The sequence below is a fragment of the Catenulispora sp. GP43 genome, assembly GCF_041260665.1.
Classification (GTDB): Bacteria; Actinomycetota; Actinomycetes; order Streptomycetales; family Catenulisporaceae; genus Catenulispora.
Genome location: NZ_JBGCCT010000017.1, coordinates 26,995 through 44,073, shown reverse-complemented (window position 1 = coordinate 44,073; position 17,079 = coordinate 26,995). Strand labels below are relative to the sequence as shown.

At 70.3% G+C, this 17,079-nt stretch carries 18 protein-coding genes; 6 read left to right on the top strand and 12 right to left on the bottom strand.

What is annotated here, in order from left to right:
- The first annotated feature begins 20 nt into the window (after nt 1–20).
- Nucleotides 21–461, top strand: a complete 441-nt coding sequence (locus ABH926_RS30225) for a hypothetical protein (RefSeq protein ID WP_370369270.1) — start codon at nt 21–23, stop codon at nt 459–461.
- A gap of 117 nt (nt 462–578) precedes the next feature.
- Here ABH926_RS30225 and ABH926_RS30220 read toward each other — a convergent pair whose 3' ends face one another.
- A complete protein-coding gene (locus ABH926_RS30220; protein WP_370369269.1) occupies nt 579–1,697 on the bottom strand; it encodes a ricin-type beta-trefoil lectin domain protein in 1,119 nt (372 codons plus the stop codon).
- Nucleotides 1,698–1,833: 136 nt separating this feature from the next.
- A complete protein-coding gene (locus ABH926_RS30215; RefSeq protein WP_370369268.1) occupies nt 1,834–4,239 on the bottom strand; it encodes a ricin-type beta-trefoil lectin domain protein in 2,406 nt (801 codons plus the stop codon).
- 442 nt (nt 4,240–4,681) lie between these two features.
- Between ABH926_RS30215 and ABH926_RS30210 the strand changes: the two genes are divergently transcribed.
- Both ABH926_RS30210 and ABH926_RS30205 read left to right on the top strand, forming a co-directional pair.
- Nucleotides 4,682–5,095 (top strand): ricin-type beta-trefoil lectin domain protein, encoded by a 414-nt coding sequence (locus ABH926_RS30210; protein ID WP_370369267.1) that lies wholly within the window; start codon nt 4,682–4,684, stop codon nt 5,093–5,095.
- A gap of 29 nt (nt 5,096–5,124) precedes the next feature.
- On the top strand, nt 5,125–6,036 hold the full coding sequence (locus ABH926_RS30205) for a class I SAM-dependent methyltransferase (RefSeq protein ID WP_370369266.1): 912 nt from the start codon (nt 5,125–5,127) through the stop codon (nt 6,034–6,036).
- A 186-nt stretch (nt 6,037–6,222) separates the two neighbouring features.
- Here ABH926_RS30205 and ABH926_RS30200 read toward each other — a convergent pair whose 3' ends face one another.
- Complete coding sequence (locus tag ABH926_RS30200) at nt 6,223–7,554, bottom strand: HAMP domain-containing protein (protein ID WP_370369265.1); 1,332 nt, start codon at nt 7,552–7,554, stop codon at nt 6,223–6,225.
- Nucleotides 7,551–8,240: a response regulator transcription factor gene (locus ABH926_RS30195; RefSeq protein WP_370369264.1), complete on the bottom strand. Its 690-nt coding sequence runs from the start codon at nt 8,238–8,240 to the stop codon at nt 7,551–7,553. Before ABH926_RS30195 ends, ABH926_RS30200 begins: the two co-directional genes overlap by 4 nt.
- A gap of 113 nt (nt 8,241–8,353) precedes the next feature.
- On the opposite strand from ABH926_RS30195, the gene ABH926_RS30190 reads away from it, so the two are divergent.
- Nucleotides 8,354–8,908, top strand: coding sequence for a hypothetical protein (locus tag ABH926_RS30190; RefSeq protein ID WP_370369263.1), 555 nt, complete (start codon nt 8,354–8,356; stop codon nt 8,906–8,908).
- Nucleotides 8,909–8,932: 24 nt separating this feature from the next.
- Here the strand turns inward: ABH926_RS30190 and ABH926_RS30185 are convergent, their stop codons facing one another.
- The 7 genes from ABH926_RS30185 to ABH926_RS30155 all read right to left on the bottom strand — a co-directional run bounded on the left by ABH926_RS30185 (nt 8,933) and on the right by ABH926_RS30155 (nt 13,975).
- Nucleotides 8,933–9,151, bottom strand: a complete 219-nt coding sequence (locus ABH926_RS30185) for a ferredoxin (RefSeq protein WP_370369262.1) — start codon at nt 9,149–9,151, stop codon at nt 8,933–8,935.
- Nucleotides 9,148–10,455, bottom strand: coding sequence for an NADH-ubiquinone oxidoreductase-F iron-sulfur binding region domain-containing protein (locus ABH926_RS30180; RefSeq protein ID WP_370369260.1), 1,308 nt, complete (start codon nt 10,453–10,455; stop codon nt 9,148–9,150). Before ABH926_RS30180 ends, ABH926_RS30185 begins: the two co-directional genes overlap by 4 nt.
- Before the next feature lie 14 nt (nt 10,456–10,469).
- Nucleotides 10,470–11,036: a ferric reductase-like transmembrane domain-containing protein gene (locus ABH926_RS30175; RefSeq protein ID WP_370369259.1), complete on the bottom strand. Its 567-nt coding sequence runs from the start codon at nt 11,034–11,036 to the stop codon at nt 10,470–10,472.
- Nucleotides 11,033–11,989, bottom strand: a complete 957-nt coding sequence (locus ABH926_RS30170; protein WP_370369257.1) for an FAD:protein FMN transferase — start codon at nt 11,987–11,989, stop codon at nt 11,033–11,035. Before ABH926_RS30170 ends, ABH926_RS30175 begins: the two co-directional genes overlap by 4 nt.
- Complete coding sequence (locus tag ABH926_RS30165; protein ID WP_370369256.1) at nt 11,986–12,486, bottom strand: hypothetical protein; 501 nt, start codon at nt 12,484–12,486, stop codon at nt 11,986–11,988. Before ABH926_RS30165 ends, ABH926_RS30170 begins: the two co-directional genes overlap by 4 nt.
- 99 nt (nt 12,487–12,585) lie before the next feature.
- Nucleotides 12,586–12,756: a hypothetical protein gene (locus ABH926_RS30160; RefSeq protein WP_370369255.1), complete on the bottom strand. Its 171-nt coding sequence runs from the start codon at nt 12,754–12,756 to the stop codon at nt 12,586–12,588.
- Nucleotides 12,757–12,826: 70 nt separating this feature from the next.
- Nucleotides 12,827–13,975 (bottom strand): nitric oxide synthase oxygenase, encoded by a 1,149-nt coding sequence (locus tag ABH926_RS30155; RefSeq protein ID WP_370369254.1) that lies wholly within the window; start codon nt 13,973–13,975, stop codon nt 12,827–12,829.
- A gap of 241 nt (nt 13,976–14,216) precedes the next feature.
- On the opposite strand from ABH926_RS30155, the gene ABH926_RS30150 reads away from it, so the two are divergent.
- Together ABH926_RS30150 and ABH926_RS30145 are read left to right on the top strand one after the other, a co-directional pair.
- The gene (locus tag ABH926_RS30150) at nt 14,217–15,557 is read left to right on the top strand and encodes a DUF2254 domain-containing protein (protein WP_370369253.1); all 1,341 of its coding nucleotides are present in this window, start codon (nt 14,217–14,219) and stop codon (nt 15,555–15,557) included.
- 104 nt (nt 15,558–15,661) lie between these two features.
- The gene (locus ABH926_RS30145; RefSeq protein ID WP_370369252.1) at nt 15,662–16,258 is read left to right on the top strand and encodes a hypothetical protein; all 597 of its coding nucleotides are present in this window, start codon (nt 15,662–15,664) and stop codon (nt 16,256–16,258) included.
- Between the two features lie 30 nt (nt 16,259–16,288).
- Here ABH926_RS30145 and ABH926_RS30140 read toward each other — a convergent pair whose 3' ends face one another.
- On the bottom strand, nt 16,289–17,062 hold the full coding sequence (locus ABH926_RS30140) for a DUF4118 domain-containing protein (protein ID WP_370369251.1): 774 nt from the start codon (nt 17,060–17,062) through the stop codon (nt 16,289–16,291).
- Nucleotides 17,063–17,079: the final 17 nt, after the last annotated feature.

Sequence of the window (17,079 nt, the reverse complement as noted above, 5' to 3'; positions counted from 1 at the left end):
GCGTCGGCTAGTCTGCTCGGGTGAGTCTCCTCGATGACGTGGCCGAACGCGACGGCTGGCGGTGCTGGGTGTGCGACGAGCCGGTCGACCCCGACATGTCGGTGAACGATCCGCGGGGCCCCAGCGTCGACAGCCGGACCGCTGACCGGAAGGCCAAGGTTGCCGAGCGGCTCGCGCACCGCGGATGCAACACCCGCAAGGGCGCGGTCCAGGTGGTGATCCCCTGGCCGGAGCACCTGTACGTGATCGAGCCCGCACCGCTGGCCACCGTGGCTGAGCGGCTGGAGCGCAAGGGCGGCCGCGAGATGGTGGGCCGTTGCCCGACCAAGCAGGACGCCCAGGACGCGGCGGAATGGCTGGTGGACCGGTTCTCCCGGCTGGTGCCGGGCATGCCGGTGACCGCCGGAGTCGAGGCGGGCGGCGGCCAGTTTCTCCTGATCGTCGCCACCGGCCGCCGCTGAGCGGGTGTATTCGGCACCGCTATCAGGACCGGGTTCATAGCAGCAGCCGTCGCGGTGCAGGCCGTAGGACCAGCACCGCGACACCCATCGCCTTCTTTGGGGGAGGCGGACGAAGTCTCAGCCGGTAGGCAACGTCGTCCACTTCTGGTTGGCGCCGCCGTTGCAGTCCCACAGCACCAGTTGCGTACCGTCGGTGGTGGACAGGCCGGGGTCGTCCAGGCAGCGGCCGGAGACTGGGTTGCGGTAGCCGCCGTTGTAGGACTGCCAGACCTGGTTGCCGCCGCCGTTGCAGTCCCAGAGCTCGATCTTCGTACCGTTCGCGGTGGCCGCGCCGGTGGCGTCCAGGCATTTGCCCTCGGCCCGCAGGGTCCCGTCGGTGTAGGCCGACCAGTATTGGGCGTCGGTGCCGTTGCAGCTCCAGATCTGGACGGCGGTTCCGTCGGTGTTGCTGCCGCCGTTGTCGTCCAGGCACTTGCCCGCGATGCCGGATTGGACCGCGCCGCCGGTGGGGACCGGGGCGTTGAGCCAGCCGGCGGCGTCGGCCGCCTGCACGCCGGCGTTGAAGGCATCGGCCATCTTCTGGTAGCCGCCGTCGTTCGGGTGCAGCGAGTCGGACAGGTCGGAGGTTGTCAGGGCACTCATGTCGACGAGGCGGACGTGTTTGCCGGCGGCCTGCTCGCTCTGCACGATGCCGGGGATCTGCTGGTTGAAGGCGCCGCGGTTGGCTTCCTCGACCGGACTCGTGGAGACGATGACCGTGCCGACCAGGATGGTCGCGTCGGGGGCGTCGAAGGTGAGCTGGTCGATCAGGGACTTGAGCCGCGCCGGGGCGGTGGCGACCTGGTAGTCCTGGTTGAGGTCGTTGGTGCCGATCTCCAGGGTGATGACGTTGGGCCGGTAGTGGTCCACGGTGGCGTCGGCGAGGGCGGAGATCTGGTCGATGCGGTAGCCGGAGTGGCCCTCGTTGTCCGGGTCGGACATGGTGCCGTTGCGGACGCTGCCGACGAAGTCCAGCGCGTGGCCCTCGGCGGACAGCTCGTTCCACAGCGGGCCGCGGTAGCTGTCGCCGGTGCTGCTGCCGATGCCCCAGGTGATCGAGTCGCCCAGCGGCATGAGCCGCAGCGTGGTGGCGGAAGCCGCGTTCGGGGTGGCGGCGGCAGCGGTGGCGGCACCGGTCGCCGCCGTACCGAGCGTGGCCAGTGCCGCGATCGTCAGGATCACTGTGAATCTGTTCATGGCCGGTCCTCACTTCACAAGCGGTTCGGTGGCATGAGCGGTTGCCAGGCGGTGCCGGGCGGTGCCGCGCGTCCGTCTGCGAAAGGCGTCCGCGCGGCACCGTGTCAGGCGGGTATTCCAGTGGGCATTGCGGAGGTCAGGACGACGGCAGCGTCCAGTTTTGGTTCACTCCGCCGTTGCAGTCCCAGATCTCGACCTGGGTGCCGTTGGTGGAGCTGAACCCCGGATCGTCCAGACAACGACCGGAGGCGGGGTTGACCAGCGTGTTGCCGTTCTGCTGCCACTGCTGGTTGCCGCCGCCGTTGCAGTCCCAGATCTCGACCAGCGTGCCGTTGGCGGTGGCCCCGGCGCCGGTGACGTCCAGGCACTTGCCGTTGACCTGCAGCGCCCCGCCGTTGTATGTCCACTGCTGCGCACTGGTGCCGTTGCAGTCCCAGATCTGGGCCTTGGTGCCGTTGACGGTCGAGCCGCCGTTGTCGTCCAGGCACTTGCCGGCGATGCCGGAGGTGATCGGGCCGGTCGGGGGCTGCGCGGTGCCGCTGCCCGGGGTGATCGTCAGGTTGTCGAACTCGTCGGTCTGGTAGCCGACGACCCCGATGCCGACCTGCCCGGACAGGAACGTGCTGTCGTTCACGGTGCTCACCGTGGCGCCGTCGACCGTCGCGGTGATCTGCGTGCCCTGGAACGTCAGCCCGAGCGTGTGCCAGGTGCCGGTGCCCAGCGCCGAGATGGTGCCGCTGGCCAGCGTGGTGGCGCTGCCGCTGGAGTAGTTCTTGACGATCGACCAGGCGCCGGTGTCGGAGACCCGGAACTTGTACAGGTTCTGATTCCCCTGCGGCCGGGACTGGGTGCCGGCCCGGCCCAGCAGCTCGGCGGTGCCGGCCTGCTGCAGGTCCACGTCGACCTTGACGGTGTAGTTCGACCAGGTCGGGTCGCCGAGCAGGGAGAACGCGTCGGAGTCGTTCTGCCACTCGATCGGGATGACTGGCGTGACCTGCTGGACGCACTGCCCCGAGCGGCCGTCGGTGCAGGGGCGGACCTCGAAGGAGCCCTGCATGTCCGACAGGTACTTCGCCTCGGTGTTGGTCGCGTAGCTGTCGAAGTTGTCGCTGTAGGGCAGTGCCATCGGGGCGGAGGCCGGGGAGGTCGCGGTGCCCTTGCCCTGACCGGTGGTGGTGGTGATCGAGTAGACGTAGCCGGGCTGGACGGTCAGCGAGTAGGAGCCGTTGCTCGGCGTGATGTCCTGGGAGTGGACCAGCGAAGCCCCGATGCTGGGGTTGTTCAGGTTGGTCGACCAGACGTGCGCGGTGCCGGTGGACAGGCCGCCGCTGAGGTTGATCGTGACGTTCTGCGCGGCGCCGGCCGTGGTGGTCTCCACGATCGTGGTGTAGTCGCTGTTGTTGGTGGACTTCAACGTCACGTAGGTGCCGTTGGACTCCGAGCCGCCCAGGTAGCCGGACCCCGAGTCCAGGAACTGCCAGCCAGGCTGGGTGAACTGCGTGACCTGCGCTGTCGCCCAGGTGTTGGCGCCGATGGTGTAGGCACCGGACCACGGCGAGTCGGCGCTGGACAGGCCGACGGTCGAGTAGGGGAGGTTGGAGTAGATCGCGGCGGTCAGCGGCCAGTTGAAGTAGCTGGTCATCTTGGCGTCGATGTATCCGCGGGTGATGGCGCGGATCAGCGCCGGCGCGCCGGTGTTCTCATCCTGCGATCCCTGCTCGCTGTCCCACAGCGGCTTGCCGTTCGCCTGCGCGGCGGCGTCGCTGGAGCACGTGTCGGCGTTGCCGCCGTCACCGCCGTTGCAGGAGTAGTGCGCACCCCAGATGGACACGGCGTTGTTGAACGCCGAGTTGGAGGCCGCGGCGTCGGCGGCGTCCCAGCCGGAGTCGTCGGCGACGATCTTCACGCTGCCGTAACCGGCGTTGTTCAGCGCCGTGCGCAGCTGGATGTACCAGTCGGCGTTGTAGCCGCGCTCGTTCCAGCCGCCGAGGTAGGACACCGGGACGCCGTCGGCCTTGGCGCAGCCGAGCCAGCTGATGAGGTAGTCGATCGTGTCGGTGGACCAGAACCCGCCGTTGATCCAGCCCGGTGCGGCCCAGGCCAGGCCGTAGAAGGCGATGTCGGGGTTGCGGGCCTTGGCCTGTTGGGCGAGCCAGAACTCGTAGCCGGCGTCGCAGTTGACGACGCCGCGGGTGTGCTCGATCGAGGGCTCGGAGCCGTCGGTGGAGTTGGCGTCTCCGCCGATCTCCAGCTTGAGCATCTGCAGGTCGGCGCCGTAGCCGGGCTTGAAGAGGTAGTCCAGGATCTGCGACTGCTGGGCGGCCGGATAGTCCTTGAGCAGGCGGGAGTTCCCGCCGCCGCCGCTGATCGCGCCGATGCCGTCGAAGGTCCGGCCGCCGCCGGCGCCGTTGGCGGAGATCGTCGTGGAGGTGGCCGCGCGGGCCGGGCTGCCGGTGGCGGCGACGAAGAACACCGAGGCCAGCAGAGCGGTCAGGGCGAGGTAGAGCAGGAGTCTGGGCGGTCGGACACGAACGGTGGACATCGGTTTCCCTTCTGGACGGCCGACCGTGCTGCCCGCGCCGACCGTCGGCGACAGTGGATCGCTGCCTGGCGGCAGCCGAGGTGGGACCCGTCGCGCGGACCGTGCCACGTCGCGGCGCACGCGAGGGAGACGCGAGGCCGGGGAGGGATCGTCCGCGCGAGATGTGTCAGGGTGCTGTCGAAAGCTGCCGACGAGCTTCAGTGTCGCATCGTGGTGACTGTTGAGTGGTTCTGTCAATACCCTGCGTGCAGGGTTGGTAATATCAACGAGATTCACCAGACTCGGACCGTTGCGCAACCTCGGATGCCTTGACAGGACTCTGAGTCGGGCTGATACTCACCCCGATGTGTGAACGTTCACGCGTGTATCGGCGACATTCTCGCCTTCTCTGTGCTCCTGTCGGCCTTGCGGTGGATGGGAACGTTCGCAACAGGAGTCACCCATGTTCCGTTCGACAATCAGACGTCTGATGGTGGCGACGGTCTCGGCTGCCTTCGCCCTGACGCTCTCTCTCGGTTCGGCCGGCTCCGTCAGCGCGGCCGGCTCTGCCAACGCGGCTGGTCCCGCCGTCTCCAGCCCGGCGGCGGCCTCCGGCGCGACGTACAACGGCGGGGCGCTGCAGGTCAACGGCAAGTGCCTGGACGTCACCGGGGCGGGAACAGCGAACGGAACCTTGGTCGAGCTGTGGGACTGCAACGGCGGCGGGAACCAGCAATGGCAGCAGAACGGCGACACGCTGGTCAACCCGGCCTCCGGTCGTTGTCTGGACGATCCGGGGTTCAGCTCCACCAACGGCACCCAGGTCGAGATCTGGGACTGCAACGGTGGAGTGAACCAGAACTGGACCATGTCGTAGCCGACCCGCTGCGACGCGGCGGAATTCCTGTGGCTCCACAGGGCCAAGGTGGGCAGACTGCCGGAATGGACGATCAAGAATCCAACCTCGACACCAGCGCCGCCCAGGATGTTGCCGTGGCTGAGGGATCGATGATGTCTGACACGACGCGCGCGGCTCGCCGGATGTCGTTCAACGCCGATGCGCTGACCTACCAACGGGGCAGGCCACGCTACCCGGACGCGATCTTCGAGCTGCTGACAGAGCGCTGCGGGCTGCGGCCCGGCGCGCGGGTGCTGGAGATCGGTGCCGGGACGGGCCTGGCTACCGGGCCGTTGTTAACGGCCGGCGCGCACGTGGTCGCGGTCGAGCCCGGCGAGAGCCTGGCCGCGATCCTCGCCGCCGATCATGCGTGTGAGCGGCTCGAGATCTTCGTCAAGGATTTTGAGGCCGTAGACCTGCCAGGCGGGTTCGACCTCGCCGTGGCGGCGACAGCGCTGCACTGGCTCGACCCGGCCACGTCGACCGCGAAGATCGCCGGACTGGTGCGTCCGGGCGGCTGGCTGGCGGCGTGGTGGAACGAGTTCGGCGACCCCAAGCGGCCGACGCTCTTCCGCGACCGGCTCGATGAGGTCTACCACGACCTGCTGCCCGCCGATTTCACCGGCTACCGGGACAGCCGCTCGCACGTGCTGGACACCGACCGGTGGCGCAGGCAGTTGACCGCGGGCGGCTACTTCGACGACGTCTCCGTCGAGATCATCGAATGGAATCAGATCCTGACCGCGCAGAGCGCGCGGGACCAGTGGTCCACATTCCCGAACATCGCCGAACTCGCCCCGCCGAACCGCGCGGAGTTTCTCACTCGCCTCGGTTCGCTCGTCGACGAACTCGGCGGCCAGGTCGCAGACCCGCGGCTGACGGTCATCTACACCGCTCAACGCGTCCACAGCTCGCCGTGATCTCATTGGACAGCGGTCCAGAAGAGCGCTCTGACGTGCGCGACGATCTGTGGGTTCCATCGAACGGAGTCGCAGCGACGGTTTCAGCCGTCGCCAGCAGATGACGCGCGATGGTGGCTTCCGGCTGGTCGCTGCCGCCGCGCCTACGACACTGCGCCCAAGGTAGTCCTGCGCGCCGCTCCGCCCCTACCGCCGCTCCGTCCGCCGAAGCACGCGGCGGACGTGACGCGGAACAGCCTGGGCGCCACCGGCCGGCGGTCCGAACTCGGCGATCACAGCCGCGCCTCCGAACCGTGAAGCGCCCAGAACCAGGGTGCCGCCGGTGCCGACGGCCACGCGGCGGGCGATGTCCAGGCCGAGTCCTGTGGAGTGGGGGCGGGAGCCGGTACCGCGTCGAGCGGCCGCCGTGGCGTCTGGGAAGCCGGGTCCGGCATCGGCGACCGTCAGCCGGGCGCCGCCGGCTCCCGTCGCGACGAGTTCCACCGCCATCAGCGTGCCTTCCGGGGTGTGCGTGAACACGTTGTCCAGCAAGGTGTCCACGCACACCGCGACATCGTCCGCGGTCGCGCCGACCGGCACGGCGGTCGGCGGCACGTCCACCAGCATCCGCCGGTCCTGGTCCTCGGCCAGCGCGGCCCAGAACGCGGCCCGCTCGGCCACGACGGCCGCGGCGTCGCAGTGGGCCTTCTCGGGGTCGGCGTCGGTGCGGCGGGCGGTGCGGATGATCTCGGTGACCGCGCGTTCGAGGCCGTCCAGGCCGTCTACTATCCGCTGTGAGTCCTCGGTGTCGGGCAGGGACTCGACATCGATGCGCAGGGCGGTGAGCGGGGTGCGCAGGCGGTGGGACAGGTCGGCGACGGTCTCCCGTTCGTGGCGCAGCAGCTCGGTGATGCGTCCGGCGAGCCGGTTCAGGGCGCGTCCCACATGACGGATCTCGGGCGCGCCCTGGTCTGCGGCGCGGACGTCCAGGTCGCCGGCTGCCATGGCGTCGGCGGTGCCGACCAGAGCGGACAGCGGGCGGGTGATGGATTTGGCGAGCAGCGCGGCGACGGCGGCGCTGACCGCGAGCAGGCCGGCGCCGACCGCGCCGAGGATCAGCCAGGAGCGGGTGACGCCCTGCTGGAGTTCGGCGTTGGTCACGAAGGCCCGCACCACCGCGGTTCCGCGCGGCAGCCCGGCCACCGCGACCAGTACCTCCCGGCCGCCGGGGGCCTGGGCGGTCAGCGAACGGCCGGTGGCGGCCAGGCTGACGGCGGCATCCTCGGGCGCCGGGTGGCCGATGACACTCCCGTCCGGCATGAACACCGTCATCTGGCGTCCGCCCTGGTCGACCACCAGGGGCAGCTGGCGTTGGTCGAGCGTGGCCACCAGCGAGGCCACGGACTGTGCCTGGGTGGCGGCCTGGTCCGAGGCGTGCTCGGCGGCGGTGGAGCGCAGCAGCAGCGCGAGCGGGATGAGGAACGCCACCAGGATCAGCGATCCGGTGGCCAGGGCGAGCAGGAGCAGCCGGCTCCTCATCGGGGCGGGGCCGTCAGACGCACGCCGACGCCGCGGACGGTGTGCAGGTAGCGGGGAGCCGAGGCGCTCTCGCCGAGTTTGCGCCGCAGCCAGGACAGGTGCACGTCCACGGTCTTGTCCGCGCCGCCGTAGGGCTGGCGCCAGACGTTGGTCAGCAGATCGCGTTTGGTCACCACCTCGCCGCTGCGGGAGGCCAGATGGTGGAGCATGTCGAATTCTCGCGGGGACAGCTCCAACACCGTCCCGTCGAGCCAGGCCAGTCGGCCGCGCGGGTCCAGGCGGAGTCCGCCGACGTCCAGCATCGCCGAGCCCGCGGCGGCCTCGGCGGCGGCGCGGCGCAGCACGGCGCGGATCCTGGCGTCCAGGTGGCCCGGGCTGAACGGTTTGACCACGTAGTCGTCGGCGCCGGCGTCGAGCACCTTGATGATCTGCTGCTCGTCGTCCAGCGCGGTGGCCACGACGACCGGCACCGGGCACACGGCGCGGATCATCCGCAGCGCCTCGTAGCCGTCGATGTCGGGCAGGCCCAGGTCCAGGATGACCAGGTCGGGCCGGTCGGCGGTGACCGTGCGCAGCGCCTCGGCCGCGGTACCGACGCTGGCCACGGCGTGGCCCCGCTCGCTGAAGGCGCGGATGAGCGAGCGGCGTATCGTGGGGTCGTCCTCGACCAGCAGTAACTGGGCCATCGCGCCACCATAACCCCGGTACCGGCGCGTTCAGTACCGTATGGCTGGTTCCTGGACCGCCCTTACCGCCGTGTTAGCCCCGCCTTAAGGAAACCGCCCGGACAATGCCCAGTGTGCGAGTACGGGTCACTGCCGGCGTCGGAGCCTGGATCGTCGGGGCGACGACCGCCACCGGCCTGTCGCTGTTCGCGGTGTCGTATCTCAGCGCCGATCCGCAGAGCCCGCAGGGCGCGACGCTCAGCCAAGCCCAGGTGAACCAGGCCTTGGCCTCGGTGACCCGGACCCAGGCTCCGGGGCCGTCCCCATCATCCGGCCCGAGCACTGCCGGGCCGGCCCAGACCGCGCCTGCCACACCCCCACCATCGTCCTCGTCCTCGGCGACCGGCGCTCCTGCCGCGCCCACCCGGAGCGCTCCGGCGGTGCAGCCCGTCCAACGCAGGCTGTCCGGCGGCGCCGGAACGGTCGTGGCGCAGTGCCAGGATGGCCTGGTCTACCTGGTGACATGGAGCCCGTCCCAGGGCTACCAGGCCGAAGCGGTGCAGCGCGGTCCGGCACGCCTGGCGACGATGGTGTTCACCGGAAACGGCCACCGTGTCGAGTTCCACATCGGCTGTGCGGCCGGGACCCCGGCTCTGATGGACGATGACGACGGCGGCGTCGACCACTGAGCAGCCGCCGCGCGGGACCGGCGATCACCGGCGCCGCGCGCCGTCCCCGTCCTCGACGGTCAGTGCCAGCGTCGGGCAGGCCGCGGCTGCTCGGCGGGCGTGGCCGAGGATGTCCGGCGGAATCGGGCGGCCGGCCAGGATCGGGTAGCCCCACGGGTCGATCTCGATCATCTCGGGCAGCAGCTCGGCGCACATTCCGTGGGCCCGGCAGCTGATCGGGTTCACTCGCACGACATGACTCATCGGCGGACCTCCTCGCGCTCGGATCGGGGCGGCAGCGGCAGCACCGGCCGCCTTTGCAGGCCCGCGCAGGGCCCGTGGCGGTCGTGGTCCAGGGCGTCGTCGGCGAACACGTCCAAGGCGCTGCGGGCGAGCGCGGCCACGCCGTCGGGATGCCGGCACGCCCCGCGCCGGTCCACCAGGTCGATGTGCCGCCGGACCTGCTGGATCGTGCGAGTGCGGCCGCCGGTGAACGCCAACTCCGAGAAGGCCTCGGCCAGCGCCGGCAGTCCGAAGACGCAGGGACCGCACTGTCCGGCCGTCTCCTGGGACATGTACTGGATCACGCGCGCCGTCTCGGCGAGTACGCACGCCGATTCCGGCAGTGCGATCAGGATGCCCGCGCCGAGGAACGACCCGGCGTGCCGCATGTCGGCGTGCGTCATCGGCACGTTCCAGGCCACCGCGGCGGGCAGCCACGTCCCGAAATAGCCGCCGCACAGCACGGCTTTGAGGCGTTCGGCCGGCCCTCCTGCCAGCAGCACAGCCTCGCCGACGGTCGTGCCCATCGGGATCTCGTGGACACCCGGCCGGTTCACCGCGCCGCCGATCGTGGTCAGCATGCTGCCGGGCGCGTGCTGCGTGCCGACCGCCCGGAACCAGTGCTCGCCGCGCCGGACGATCTGCGCCAGGTGGGCGAGCGTCTCGACGTTGTTCACCAGGGTCGGCCGACCGCCGACGCCCCGCTCATGGGGCCGCGGACCGAAGGTCGGCACGGCGGGGCCGCCGTCGAGGAAGCGCACGAGCGAGGACTGCTCGCTGGCGACATAGCGCCGGGGAAGCTCGGCCACCTCGATCCGGACGCGATCGATCCCGGCAGCGGCGCGGTCCTGGACACAGTCTCGCAGCCAGTCGGCGAAGTCCGGGTCGCCGCGGTGCACGCACAGGTAGGCGCGCTCGGCACCGACCGCGTGCGCGGCCACGGAGATCCCGTCCAGCACCAGGTGCGGAACCCGGGTCAGCAGCAGCCGGTCCTTGCTGCTGGCCGGCTCGCCCTCCATGCCGTTGGCCACGACCACGGGCGTTCCGCGGCCGGCTTCGGCGACCGAGCGGAGCTTGCGGCCGGTCGGGAAGCCCGCGCCGCCGCGCCCGGTCAGCCCGGAGCGCTCGACGATCTCGATCAGCGCTTCCCCGCCCAGGTTCAGGGGCAGCGGCCCGTGCCGGTCCAGATGGGCGTCAAGGCTCGCGGACCATTCGGACCAGGCACCGTCCAGCAGCCGCGGCAGACCCGCGGCCGGGGAGGTGCGCACATATTCCAAGCTTGTCATCTAATTACCAACCCTCAAGGCGCCAACGTGTCGGCTCGGTTCGGCCGGGCGCCGATGGCGACGCGCCATCCCACTACGCACGCGATGAACGCCACACAGCCGTATCCGATCCACCGTCCCCACGCCACGCCCGGATCGGTGCCGGTGCCCCAGGCGTGGACCAGCGCCACCGGCCAGCACAGATAGGACAACAGGTGCAGCGTCTTCCAGGTCCGGAAACCGATCCGCTCGCGCAGCAGCGAGGTCACCACCACGACGATGAGCGCGTCGCAGGCGAGAGCGCCCAGCCCCAGGTAGACCGGCCGGTACTGCGACAGGAACGGCACGAACGCGTCGAGCACCGAGATGTTCGTGTAGGAGTCGATGACCGTGGTGAGCACGTGCAGCGCCAGGAACACCATCACCATCAGCGAGACGTTGCGGTGCAGCCCGACGAGCACGAACCGCGGCAGCCGCCGGGTGGAGCGCCGAGACCGGGTGACCACGCCGAGGAAGACCGAGAAGGTCAGCATCAGCAGCGTGACGATGCCGGTGGCGCGGGTGACGTACCACAGGCCCGGACCGTTCAAAGACAGGTTCATCGGGCGGACTCCTCATCCATGGGCCAGCCGCCCAGCAAGGCGATCGTGCCGTCGGCGCCGACCAGACGCGTCGGGCACCCGGTCCCGGCCAGGAACGGCAGAGCCTGCGCGCCGCGCACGATCGCGGTCGTCGTCAGAGTGTTGGCATCGACGCAGGTGGCGGCGACGGCCGAGGCGGTCTGCCAGTACACCGGAGCCGCGTCGCCGGTTTCGGGGACGACGATGTGGTGCACGCTGCGATCGCCCTGCCGCCACTTCCGGGTCGTGGTCCCGGACGTGGCGACTCCGCCGTCGAACACGGCGATGGTCTGGCCCGGGTCGCCCGGGCCGGTCAGCTCGCCGTCGGCGGCCCGCACCGGCCAGCCGCCGGCCGGGGCGGGCCCGGCGATCGCGATGTCGCCGGACAGGTTCACCATGACCCCGCAGCCGAACTCCGCAGCCAGACGATGCGCGGCCCGATCGGCCGCCCGCGCCTTGGCCGTGGCGCCGAAGTCGAGCAGCACGCCGTCCGGGACGCGGACCGTACCGCGACCGGCGTCGACCTCGACGACCCGCCAACCGGCCACCGGACGAAGGACGGACGCACGGGCCCGGCCCTGTCGCAGCAGCCCGTAGTCACGGTCGTAGCCCAGCGCCACCAGCGCCGAGCCACAGGTCGGGTCCACGGCGCCGGCGCTGACGGAAGCCGCTTTGAGCGCGACGGCGAGGAAGTCCAGGAACAGCGGACTCACCGCGACCGGCCTGCCGGCGCGGGCGTTGACGACTGACAGCTCCGAGTCCGGCAGGAACCTCGAGCACGCCGCCCCGACCGCCGCCAACTCGACGGCCAGCGACCTCGCGGCGGCGTCGATCGCACCGGGGTCGGTGAGGAGCAGCTCCGCCGTCCCGCCCCAGACCGGGAAAGACACCTTGGCGATCGGCACGTCGGCGATCCACAGGGTCGCAGTACTCATCCGTGCTTGGAGGTGTGTGTCGAGGCGACCGGCGGCGCGCTGGTCGTGGTGGGCTGGGTCGTCGGCGGCTGCACCGGCGGTGCGGTGCTGGGCTGCGGCGCCGGCGCGCGCGTGGTGCCGACGGCCGGTGCGGGGGCGCTGGTGTGACGCTGCGGAGCCGGGGTGGCCGTGCTGGCGGAGGCGGGCTTGCCGGAGCCGGCCGAGGTGGTGGGTTTGGGGGCGGGGGCGGCCCCCGGTGCGGATCCGGACGGAGCGGCAGGCGTCGGGGCGCCGCTGGAGGCCGCGGGCGCGCCGGGCGGGGGCGTGGTGTTCTGCTGAGTGGTTCCGGTTTGTCCGGTCGTGCCTGACGACGAAGCGTCGGCATGCGCGGACCGCGATATCACCGTCGTGAAGACGAACGTGGCGGCCATCGCGACCTGCGCGGAACGCCAGGTCAGCGTGGACAGCCGTTTGAGTTGCGTATCGCGGAGTGCTTCACGATGTCCAGGACTGCTCATGGCCGCCAGTAGAACGAGCCGATTGATAAGACAACGCTAAGAGCGACTCAAAAAAGCCACTCTCGCCCGGGAGACGCTGTGCGTCTATGGCACCGGCGATCAGGAAGGACACCCACACCGCGGCTCCGGCGACCGCACCGGCGCGGCGATGCGGGCGGCGTCGGAGGCGGTCAGGGCCGCGGTCGGTGTGAAGGTGACCGGGATGTACGTCGTGAGGGCCTCGGACGGTGCCAACCGGTGGCCGTAGCGTACGCCGACCGTGGCGGGCATCGTCACTTCTTCTTGCCGGCGCCGCTCCTGGGGTCGCCGGCCGACGGGATGCACTGATGAGCGGGACGCGTCAGCGCTCACACGGCCCGTAGCTGGGCCCGGGCTGGTCGAAGAAGTTGGGGCGGACGACCGTCGGCTGGTAGCGGCGCTGCCATATCGGAGTCGCCGAGCCGCTGATCGGCGGGACTATCAGGTCCCAGCAGGCCGCGGTCTCCCGGCCGGCGGCCTGCTCGCGCTGCTCGTGCCGGACGAACTGGCGGGTGGCGAAGTGGTGGTCGATGACCGAGACCCCGGCCTGCTCGTAGGAGTGCACGACCGCGGCGGTGAGCTCGACCAGGGCCCGGTCCTTCCACAGACTGCGGTCGTTGCCCACGTCCAGGCCCATCTTCTCGGCCACCGTCCTGAGCATGTCGTAGCGGTCGGGGTCGGACAGGTTGCGGGCGCCGATCTCGGCGGCGGTGTACCAGGCGCTGAACGGGGCGGCGGTGTAGTCCAGGCCGCCGATGCGCAGACGCTGGTCGCTGATGCTGGGGAAGGCGTGCCAGCGCAGGCCCAGGTCGGCGAACCAGGGCAGGTGGGGGTGGGTGATCGGGACTTCGTGCGCGACGTCCTCGGGCAGCTCGAACACCTCCGGCGCCCGCCCCGGCATCTGGATGATCAGCGGGAGCACGTCGAACCGCCCGCCGGTGCCGGTCCAGCCCAGGTGCTGGGCGAAGGCGGTGAAGGCGGCGGACTTCGGGTCGCCGGTAATCCGTCCGTCCGTGCCCCGGTAGCCGGCGTAGCGGACCAGCTGGGGATTGAGGATGCGGATGCCGTCCCGGCCGGGCTCGCGAGGCGCGAACACCGTCATCAGCAGCCTGATCCGTCCGCCGTCACAGGCCAGGCGCAGGTGCTCGACCAGGGCGTCGAAGACGTCGCGCGCGCTCGTCAGATGTGGATGCAGGTGCCGCATGTCGCGCACGGCGAGGGCTTTCCAGTAGAACTTGCCGATACAGCGAGGCGTGTTGCGCCACGCGATGCGTGCGCCCCAGCGCAGCTCTTCAGAACTGTGGACGTAGGTGCCCGTCTCGCGCATCTGCTGGCAGACCTCGGTCGCCCGCTCCGGTGTGCCGCCGAGGTTTTCGGCCCGCAACAGGCGCTGGAACTCGATGGCCTCGCCGAGATCGCGGCCGAGCGCGAGCTCGTCGGGCCTGCGATCGATCGCCGCCTCACCGCTCATCTGGATCCGCCTCTCCTGTCGAACAGCGAATAAGAGTTTTGATTAACTCCGTGGCAACAACCTAGCCATCGCGATCGTGGTGCGCAGTATGCCCGGCATGCGGATGATGTGAGATATGTGTGGGGCTCCCGATCCGGTCGTGAGCGTGGAGGGGATCTCGTGGCCATAGAATTCAGGCAGGTGAGCCGGGAAGTCTGGTCGGCGCTTTCATCCGCGTACCCTTCCCGTCTGGATCCCGGCCATGCGATTCGATCTTCGTTCGGAGTGGCGCCGTGAGGCGCTGCGCACCAACCTGTGGCTGGTGCCCGCCTTCGAGGTGGCCGGCGCGGTGTTGTTGTTTGTTTTCACCTACACCGTGGACCGCGCGGTTTACCGCGGCGCGGTCAGGCTGCCGTTCTGGGTGATCAGCGGGACCGCCGACGCCTCCCGGCAGATCCTGACCACCATCGCCGCGGCCGTGATCACCGTGATCGGCGTGGTGTTCTCGGTGATGATCGTGGCGCTCACGCTGGCCTCGACCCAGTTCGGGCCGCGGATGCTGCGCAACTTCATGCGCGACCGCGGGACGCAGTGGACGCTGGGCACGTTCGTCGCGACGTTCGTGTACGCGGTGCTGGCGTTGATCGCCATCGGCCCGGGCCCGCACGGCGACTTCGTCCCGCACGTGTCCATCACCAGCACCCTGATCCTGGTGATCGTCGATCTGGCCGTGCTGCTGTACTTCATCCACCACATCGCGGTGCAGATCCAGCTTCCGCAGGTGATCGCCTCCATCGCCGGCGACGTCGCCAAGGCGATCGAGGCCGAGGCCCCGCCGCCGCGCTCCGGCCGTCCCGAGCGCGGCCTGTCCGAGGCGGAGCTGCTCTCGCGCATGGCGCAGGAGCCCGGCGAGGTGAAGGCCTCGGCGTCCGGCTATTTGCAGTATGTGCGCCACTCGACGCTGATCCGCATCGCGACGTCCACCAACTCGGTGATCCACCTGCTGCACCGCCCCGGACACTTCCTGGTCAAGGGCCGCACCCTGGCCGTGGTCTGGCCGGCCGAGGCAGCCCCGGGCGTGGCCAAGGCGCTGCAGCACGCGCACCTGTCGGGTGCCTACCGCAGCCTGTCGCAGGACATCAGCTTCGGCATCGACCAGCTCGTCGAGATCGCCATCCGGGCTCTGTCGCCCGCGGTCAACGACACCTTCACCGCCTTGACCTGCATCGACTGGATCGGTGACAGTCTGCGGGAGATCGCCCTGTTGTGGCGCCCGGAGCAGGTGCACCGGGACGCCCAGGGCTACATCCGGGTGATCACCACCCAGACCACGTTCGACCGGCTCGTACAGCGCTCGTTCGAGAAGATCCGGCAGGCCGCCGCCGGGATGCCGGCGGTGATGATCCGCCAGCTCGACGCGCTCACCGAGATCCTGGAGCAGGCGCCGCTGCGCGAGCAGCGCGGGGTGCTGATGGAGCAGGCCGAGATGATCAGGACCCTGTGCGTGGAGACGGTGGGGGAGAAGGCCGACCGCGAGGACGTGCTGCGCCGGTACGACGTGATCGCCGGGCTTCACGCCTCGCGGGTCGACCGGGACCGGTGATCCTCACTGCCGACTCATTGTCCGCATATGCCCTGCTAGCAATATTTGTCAGGGACTTGCGCCAGGGTTAACGTCCGCGTCAATCGGACATTTCTGGAGGCATCATGGAGGTCGTCGTCCCCGTCGTCGGGTTCCTGTGCTTGGCCACCCTGATCGTGGCGAGCCCGCGAGTCGGTCCCCGACGCGTGCGTCGCCGCGCGAGCACCGTCGCGGCCGGCCTGTGCGACATGTACGGCTTCAGTGCCGTGCCGGGTGTGGACCACGTCCTGCACGGCACGACCGCACCGCCGTTCCACTACGGCTCCGACCACCGGTTCGAAGACGTCGTCACCGGAGGGCTCGGCGGTCTTCCGGTCACCTCGGCGACGTACATCTGCCGCTACAACGGTTCCCCGCACCTGTACGGCGTCGTAGCAGTCACGCTGCCCGGGCCGGGGACGCCGGAGCGGATCGAGATCCGGTCCGAGCCCGTCTTCGAGAGCGCGTGGGCCATCGACACCCCGCCGGTGGACGGTGCGGACGGCCTGCTCGCGGCGGATGACGTCACCGCCCTGATGTCGGCCTCGGAACCGCCCAGCCTGAGAGTCGAGGATCGGCTGCTGCTGATGTGGCGCCGCGACGGCTGGTCGTCGCCGGCCGAGCTCGTCCAGGCGGTGACGGTCGCGGCCGAGGCGGTCGCCCGCATGCGGCTCGTGCGCTGACAGCCGACGTCGTTGCTACCGACGTCGTTGCTACGCGTGGGCCGGCGGCCTGCTTCGCAGCGAGGGCTCCTGCTGTGCGAACGAGATTCCGACCTGTGCCGCGAGCATCCCGGCGACCTCACGCGCCTGCCGCGACGGCGCGGTTCCCGGGACCGGGGTCATCATGAACCTGCCGAAGACCGTGCCCCGCGCGCCGGTCCGAAGCTCGACGTCCTGGTTCGGGAAGCCGTGCTCGTCGATGTCCCAGCGGGTGTCGCCCCAGGCCAGTGTGCCGTCGGCCTCGAGCCGCGGCGGGTGGCCCAGAAGCTGTCCGCGCTCGAAGCGGACGTCCCGCAGCCCGAGCAGCGCCACAAGCTCGGCCTGCACGTGCCTGGCGACTTCCTGGGGGTCGCGGCCCTCGGCGACGAGCCGGACCGTCGAGCGCAACTCGCTGAGATAGGCGGTGTCGAAGACGACCGTGCGCCGCGCGCGCCGGCCGCGTACCGCCAGCTCGCTGACCGCGATGCCGACGACCAGCAGCAGAACCGCCGTCGCGATGTCGGTGCCGCGGGTGATGGCGAACTGCTGGTAGGGCTTCGTCCAGAAGAAGTCGAACCAGACGGCGGCCGAGACAGCCGCCAGCGCCCCCGCTGCGCGGTGGCCGTTCGCGGCGACCGCGACGATGGTCACGACCAGGAGCAACGCGACGTCGGTGTTGGCCAGCGACGACCGCCACGGCAGCAGCACCGTGGCCATCGCGAGCGGCAGCACGACGGCGGCCAGCATTGCCCACCGGTCGCGGTGTACACGACCGAAGTACCTCATATGTCCTGTGTACCGCG